Annotated in this window: 8 protein-coding genes; 2 read left to right on the top strand and 6 right to left on the bottom strand. The window is 68.1% G+C overall.

Annotated elements, in window-relative coordinates; translation table 11 throughout:
- Positions 1-1,265: HNH endonuclease signature motif containing protein (locus tag ISU10_RS17000; protein WP_194697610.1), on the bottom strand; the 1,265-nt coding region annotated here is incomplete at its 3' end.
- 316 nt (positions 1,266-1,581) lie between these two features.
- Entirely contained in the window at positions 1,582-1,749 is a 168-nt protein-coding gene (locus ISU10_RS16995) for a hypothetical protein (protein ID WP_194697609.1), read from the bottom strand.
- Between the two features lie 143 nt (positions 1,750-1,892).
- Between ISU10_RS16995 and ISU10_RS16990 the strand changes: the two genes are divergently transcribed.
- Together ISU10_RS16990 and ISU10_RS16985 are read left to right on the top strand one after the other, a co-directional pair.
- Entirely contained in the window at positions 1,893-2,627 is a 735-nt protein-coding gene (locus ISU10_RS16990; RefSeq protein ID WP_228501207.1) for a hypothetical protein, read from the top strand.
- 17 nt (positions 2,628-2,644) lie between these two features.
- Positions 2,645-4,612, top strand: a complete 1,968-nt coding sequence (locus tag ISU10_RS16985) for a spermine/spermidine synthase domain-containing protein (RefSeq protein ID WP_370865576.1) — start codon at positions 2,645-2,647, stop codon at positions 4,610-4,612.
- Here the strand turns inward: ISU10_RS16985 and rocF are convergent.
- Genes rocF through ISU10_RS16965 form a run of 4 tightly spaced genes read right to left on the bottom strand, consistent with a single transcriptional unit; the run spans position 4,592 to position 6,637 of the window.
- Positions 4,592-5,509, bottom strand: coding sequence for an arginase (rocF, locus tag ISU10_RS16980; RefSeq protein WP_194697608.1), 918 nt, complete (start codon positions 5,507-5,509; stop codon positions 4,592-4,594). The two genes, ISU10_RS16985 and rocF, sit on opposite strands and share 21 nt — an antisense overlap.
- A 36-nt stretch (positions 5,510-5,545) precedes the next feature.
- Positions 5,546-5,887, bottom strand: coding sequence for a YciI family protein (locus ISU10_RS16975; RefSeq protein WP_370865574.1), 342 nt, complete (start codon positions 5,885-5,887; stop codon positions 5,546-5,548).
- Positions 5,880-6,320, bottom strand: coding sequence for an SRPBCC domain-containing protein (locus ISU10_RS16970; protein ID WP_194697607.1), 441 nt, complete (start codon positions 6,318-6,320; stop codon positions 5,880-5,882). Before ISU10_RS16970 ends, ISU10_RS16975 begins: the two co-directional genes overlap by 8 nt.
- A complete protein-coding gene (locus ISU10_RS16965; RefSeq protein WP_370865572.1) occupies positions 6,317-6,637 on the bottom strand; it encodes an ArsR/SmtB family transcription factor in 321 nt (106 codons plus the stop codon). The genes ISU10_RS16970 and ISU10_RS16965 overlap by 4 nt, the downstream gene beginning before the upstream one ends.
- Positions 6,638-6,640 lie beyond the last annotated feature (3 nt).

Raw genomic sequence — 6,640 nt, 5'->3', positions numbered from 1 at the left:
ATCAGGTATCGCCAGCGGCCGTGGGTCTTCAACCGGTGATGCTTGCGGCACAGGGCCGCGATCTGGCAGGTGCAGGTGGCCCCGCCCTGGGCGTAGGGGTGGTTGTGGTCGCAGTCGGCCGCATGCTCGCCCGGTTTGAGTCTGCGGGCTGGTTTCGTGCACCACGGGAACACGCAGGTGTGGTCTCGCAGGGCGACGGGTTCGCTGATCCGGCCGTCGATCTCATAGGCGCCGTGGTGGACGTGCTTCGCCACATCGATCACCGGTTTCACGGTGATCTTGGCCTCGGGGTGGCCGCACCAGGTCCGGATGGTCTCGGCCAGCACCGGGGTGGCGGTGTTCTCCACCCGCCCCACACCCCAGCCCACAGAGGCACCGGTGGTGGCGGCGTCGGTGAGGTGGAGGTAGAGCACCATGTCCCGCGGCTTGCTCGGCTTGCTCGGCTTGGTCTGGGGTTGGTCTTCGTCGTCGACCATCTGGGGGTAGTCGAGGGTGAGGTCGCGGCGGGCGATGTTGCCGAGGGCGACCGAGCGGCGTTGGTCCAACGTGAGGGTGGAGCCGAGGTCGGCCTGAACCTTCGCGTCGGCGGTGAGGGCGTTGTGGAGGTCGATGGCGTCGGCCAGGTCGAGCTCGCCGCTGACCTGGCAGGTGCCGGCGATCGCGACGGTGTCGAAGTCGATGTCGAAGCGGCGTTGGTCCCAGGCCTGTTTGCGGTCGGCTTCGGCTTGGTCGGGCATGTGCCGGGCGACCGCCTCGGCGATGAGCCGGTCGAGCTGGGCGGGGCCGATCTTGTGGGCGAGGGGTGCGACATGCTTGTCGACATAGGTCGCGGCCTCGGGGGTCAGCCATCGGGTCTGCTCGGCGACCCGGCGGGCCTTCCACGCCGCCAGGTCACCGGTGGTGACTCGGGCCCACAGTTTGTTCAACCGGTATCTGAGTTCGAGGGCGTGCCCGAGGTAGCGTCTGCCGGACTCGGTGGTCGTCCCGATCGCGGCGGCGAACTCGGCGATGGAGAACTCCGCGACCAGGGGTGCGCCCGGGCCGGCGATCGGGACCGGGACGTCACCGTGGAGCCGGAAGGTGCCGGCATCGGCCAACGACTCGGCGGGGTGGATGAGCGCCCACTGCACCGCCAGCTCCAACAGCCTCGCCTCCGCCGCGTCGGCTGCGGTACGGAGTTCGCGGGCGGCCTCGAGCACCGTTGACGCCGAGTCCGGCAGCCATGCCGACCCGTCGTCTGGCTGCTGGTCCCGAGTTCCGCTCATGGGTCTATTCGATCATCGAGCACCGACAGTCCGGGGTCGAGAGCCCCTGTATTTGCTGGGGTTTCTCACATGTTGGGGCCCACCAAATATCCGCCCCCCCGTTGGTTGAGGAAGGCGCGCTAGCGCCTGTCTCGAAACCCCGCGAGTGAACCGCCGACGTCGCGGTCACCGGGTTTCGAGACGGTTGCTAGCGCAACCTCCTCAACCAGCGACACTCGCCTGGTTTCGAGACGGTTGCTGCGCAACCTCCTCAACCAGCGACATAGTGCAACCTCCTCAACCAGCGGAGACGGCGCAACCTCCTCAACCAGCAGGGTCAGCCGGCGAGGCGGTGCTTGCCGCCGGTGATGCGGTCGGCGTCTTCCATGCGCTCGGGCGGGGCATCGCGGTCGACGTGGCGAGCCTGCATGAGTGGCCTGACGTGGGCAGGAGGCATCGCCTGGTCGTCGTTGTCGCCTCCGAGCGCTTCCTTGATGCTGTCCATGAAGCCCATCTCGATCCTCCGTGTCCGAGAGATGCCCGAGAGAGTTGTCAGGTGTTGAGCCGAGTATCCGGCTCAGCCACGGGCTCGGTGTGCCAAACGCCGCATTCCCGTCACCGGGCGTGTCGGACGTCTAGTTTGGGTGCGTGCCCGTGACCAGCCCCGCCGGCGACGAGGTCCAGCTCGCCGCGCTCCACGTCGGGCACACCGTCGATCACCTCGAGCGCCGCATCCGGGCACGCTTCGGCGACCGGGGCCTGACGCGTGCTGCGCTCGACCTCAGGCGGCTGGTCGACGAGGTCGAGAGCGTGACCGAGCAGTCCAACGTGCGCTTGCGCCGTACGACGCTCATCGCCCGCACCACGAGCGTCACGATCGTCGTGGCCACGGTGGTGCTGCTCACCTTCAGCCTGCGCAACGCGATCAGGGACGGACTCGAGAGGAGCGAGGACTGGGTGCCGCTCATCGAGAGCGTGATCAACGACCTGGTCTTCTCGTCGATCGCGATGCTGTTCTTGTGGGCGTTTCCCGAGCGCCGCGAGCGCCGCACCCTCCTGCGCCTCCTCCACCGCCTGCGCTCGCTGGCCCACGTCATCGACATGCACCAGCTCTCCAAGGATCCTGAGCAAGTCAGCCCTGGCTACACCCGCACCTCGGAGAGCGTCACGCACGGCCTCGACGCCGACCAGCTGCACCACTACCTCGACTACTGCTCGGAGATGCTCAGCCTCACCGCGAAGACGGCCGCGCTGTGCGCCGAGCACAGCACCGATGAGGTCATCCTCAACACGATCTCTACGCTCGAGACGATGACCACCGAGCTCTCGAACAAGATCTGGCAGAAGATCTCCCTGCTCCCGCGACCTGAGGCCGTCCACTGAGCCCCACATCCAGCACGGTGCGCCGCCTGGTCCTCGGCAGTGCGCTGATGCTCTTCCTCGAGCTGGCCCTGATCAGATGGCTCGGCTCCAACATCGTGCACCTGTCGTACTTCTCGAACTTCGTGCTGCTCGGATCGTTCCTCGGGATCGGGGTCGGGTTCCTGGTCAGCCGGCGCTCGTGGTCGCTGATCCCACTCGCGCCCGCGCTGCTGGCGCTGCTGGTGCTGGGTGTGCGCCTGTTCCCCGTCTCGCTCGACCGCACCGGCTCCGAGGTCATCTACTTCACCTCGCTCACGGCGACCGGTCCGCCGGCCTGGCTGGTGCTGCCGCTGGTGTTCGCGGTGGTGGCCCTGGTCATCGCGGGTCCCGCCGAGATCGTCGGTCGCTGCTTCGCCGACCTGTCGCCGCTGACGGCCTACCGCTGGGACCTGGTCGGCTCCCTGGCGGGCATCAGCTTGTTCACGGTGTTGTCGTTCATGTGGGCGCCCCCCGTGGTGTGGGGAGTCATCGTGGCGGTCGCCTTCCTGCTCCTGGTGCCCCACCTCAAGCGCGTGCTGGCGATCGCCGCCGGAGTCGTCCTCGTGGGCACGCTGCTGGTCGAGTCGACGGCCGCGGGCACCAGCTGGTCGCCGTACTACAAGATCACGACGCGCGATGTCGTGCCGGGCAACCCCGACTTCGTCGACATCGCCGTCAACGGCGTTCCCCATCAGCTGATGGCGCCCGCCCAGTGGAAGCTCGACCAGGGCGAGCAGCAGTACTCGACGCCCTATCTGCGCATCAAGGACAACTCGCTCGACGAGGTACTCATCGTCGGCGCGGGCTCGGGCTCCGACGTCGCCATCACGCTGTCGAAGGGGGCGACCCACGTCGACGCCGTCGACATCGACCCGCGGATCATGCAGATCGGCGTCGAGCGCAACCCTGACCGCGCCTACCAGAGCCCTCGGGTCACCCGGCATGTCAACGACGGCAGGGCGTTCCTGCAGTCGACGGACAAGAAGTACGACCTGATCCTCTTCGCCCTGCCCGACTCCCTGACGCTGGTCAGCGGGGCCTCGCAGATCCGCCTCGAGTCCTTCCTCTTCACCGACCGCGCGATCGAGGAGGCCCGCGAGCACCTCGAGCCCGACGGCTCCTTCGCGATGTACAACTACTACCGCGAGACCTGGCTCATCGACCGGCTCGCGGGCACGGCGGCCAGCGTGTTCGGGCACACGCCGTGCGTCGACACCTTCGCCGGCGCACAGGCGGTCGTCACGGTGGCCCGCGACCCCGACCACCAGCAGTGCGAGACGGCCTACCAGCCGTCGGGCCAGGTCGTCGCACCGGCGACCGACGACCGCCCGTTCCTCTACTTCAAGGGCGACCGGTTCCCGAGCATGTACCTCTGGGCGATCGCCGCGATGCTGTTCGTGTCGGCCCTGGCGCTGCGACTGCTGGGTGGCTCGTTCCGGTCGATGCGGCCCTACGCAGACCTGTTCTTCATGGGCGCGGCCTTCCTGCTGCTGGAGACCAAGAACGTCGCGACGTTCGCGCTGCTGTTCGGCACCACCTGGCTGGTCAACGCCCTGGTGTTCGCAGGGGTGCTGGTCGTCGTGCTCGCGGCCGTCGAGACGACGAGACGAGTGCGCACACCGTCATTGCCGGTGGTCTTCGCGGGCATCGCGGGTGCGCTCGCGCTCGCCTACGTGATTCAACCCGACTGGCTGCTCGGCCTGCCCTTCGTGCCGCGCCTCGCGGTCGCCGTACTGCTGGCGTTCCTGCCGATCTACCTGGCGAACATCGCCTTCGCCAAGAGGTTCAGCGAGTCCGGCGACTCGCAGGCCGCGTTCGCCGTCAACATCCTCGGTGCGATCGTGGGTGGCTGCCTGGAGTACTCCGCGCTGCTGACCGGCTACGCCAACCTGCTGCTGATCGTGGGAGGCCTGTACCTGCTGGCGTTCGTGCTGAAGCCGAAGGCCTCAGCGCTGGTGAACACGTAGCAGCGTGCTCTTCCCGAACAGGCTCTCCACCAGGTCGACGGCGAGGTGTGCGGTCTCGCTCTTGACGTCGAGGGCGGGGTTGAGCTCGACGATGTCGAGGCTGCCCAGCCGACCGGTGTCGGCGATCATCTCCATGCACAGGTGGGCTTCTCGGTACGTCGGGCCGCCCCGGACCGGAGTACCGACTCCGGGCGCGATGGTGTCGTCGAGGAAGTCGAGATCGAGGCTGACGTGCAGGTGCGTGTCCGGCTCGAGGTCGTCGAGAGCCATCCGCATCGCCTCACGCACGCCGACCTCGTCGAGGTAGCGCATGTCGAAGACCTCGATCTGCTGCTCGTGCAGCAGCCGCTTCTCGCCGAGGTCGACGTCGCGCAGCCCGATCTCGCGGACGTGGTGGGGTGCGAGTGCGGGCACCTCGCCCGACAGCTCCACCAGCTCCTGCGGACCGTGGCCGGTCAGGACCGCGACGGGCATGCCGTGCATGTTGCCCGATGGCGTGATCGACGCGGTGTTGTAGTCGGCGTGGGCGTCGAACCACAGCAGCCGCATCGGCCGGCCCTGCTCACGGCAGTAGCGCGCGACGGCGCTGACCGAACCGATGGCCAGACAGTGGTCACCGCCCAGCATGATCGGCATCCGCCCGACCGACACCTCGCCGTAGACGGCATCGAAGAGCGCCTCGTTCCACTTGATGACCTCCGGGAGATGCCGGTAGCCGTCGACCGGAGGCGCCATCGGGTTGACCGGACCGGAGACGTCACCGCAGTCCTTGACGTCGGCCCCGAACCTCTCCAGGGCCTCCTGGATGCCTGCGAGCCGCAAGGCTCCGGGCCCGAGGCGGCAGCCGACGACACTGGCGCCGACGTCGGTGGGTACTCCGATCAGGCTCACGTCCACGGCGGCAGATTGTCAGACAACTCCGTCGCCGGGCAACTAACCGGTGACATCCTTCATCGAGCGCGGGAAGAACGTGGGCGTAAAGCTCACCGCCCCGGCCGGGATCATCCACGGCATCACCCGCACCGAGAACACCCCTGCCCGGACCGCCTCGTCCTCCTCCTTGAGTCGTCTCGCCTCGTCGGGCGGCACGTTGAGGATGCTGAGTCCCCGCAACTCTCCCGCTGGGTCGCTCAACGGACCTCCGGCCAGCAGCACGCCCGACTTGTGGAGATGGGCCAGGTGCGCCAGGTGCGCATCCTGCAGCCGCGCGTCGTTGGGCCGTGCACCGCTGACCAGCAGCGAGATCGTGAACTCGTCGAAGGACAGCTCAGGCACCCGCGTCCCCCGTCTCCAGGAGGCTCTTGAGCCGACCGAGCACCGTCATCCAGCCGCCCGCCACAGAGGCAGCGGTCTTGGGCGCGCCCTCGAGACGGTCGTGGACCAGCGTGAGCAGGCAGCTGCCGTCGTCCTGGGGCTCGATCTCCCAGGCCACGCGGCTTCGGGCCTCGGCGGCCAGCTCCTCGTCGTACTCGGAGTGCCAGCCGTGCACGAGTCGGCGCGGCGGGTCGAACTCCTCGACGGGCTCGTCGGCCCAGACCTCGCCCTCGGGGCTGAGCGAGAGGTAGCGCTCCGCGGTCACCGTGTGGCGGGCGCCGAAGAAGAACCGCTGGGTGAACTCCGAAGTGGTGATCGCCTCCCAGATCGCCTCGGGCGTCGCCTCGATGGCGATCCGGTAGATCTGCGTCGTCTGCGTCTCGGTCGTGGTCATGCGGTTCCCTCCAGCTCGCGCTTCAGATCGGTGAGCGCCGAAACGCGGCGCTCGGTGTACTTGTCGATCCAGCGGTCGTGCACCAGGCGGATCGGCACCGGGTTGAGGTAGTGCAGCTTCTCCCGTCCCGACTTCCGGGTGACGACGAGACCGGCGTCCTCGAGCACCCGCAGGTGCTTCATCACCCCGAAGCGCGACATCTCGACCTGCGACTCGAGGTCGCCCAGCGTCCGCCCGTCGCGCTCGAAGAGCCGGTCGAGCAGCAGCCTGCGCGTCGGGTCTGCCAGTGCCTTGAAGACGTGGTCGTCGTCGCCCACGTG

This window comes from Nocardioides agariphilus (assembly GCF_015352445.1).
Taxonomy (GTDB): domain Bacteria; phylum Actinomycetota; class Actinomycetes; order Propionibacteriales; family Nocardioidaceae; genus Nocardioides; species Nocardioides agariphilus.
The sequence above is the reverse complement of the archived record's forward strand: the minus strand, read 5'-3'. Positions and strand labels throughout refer to the sequence as shown.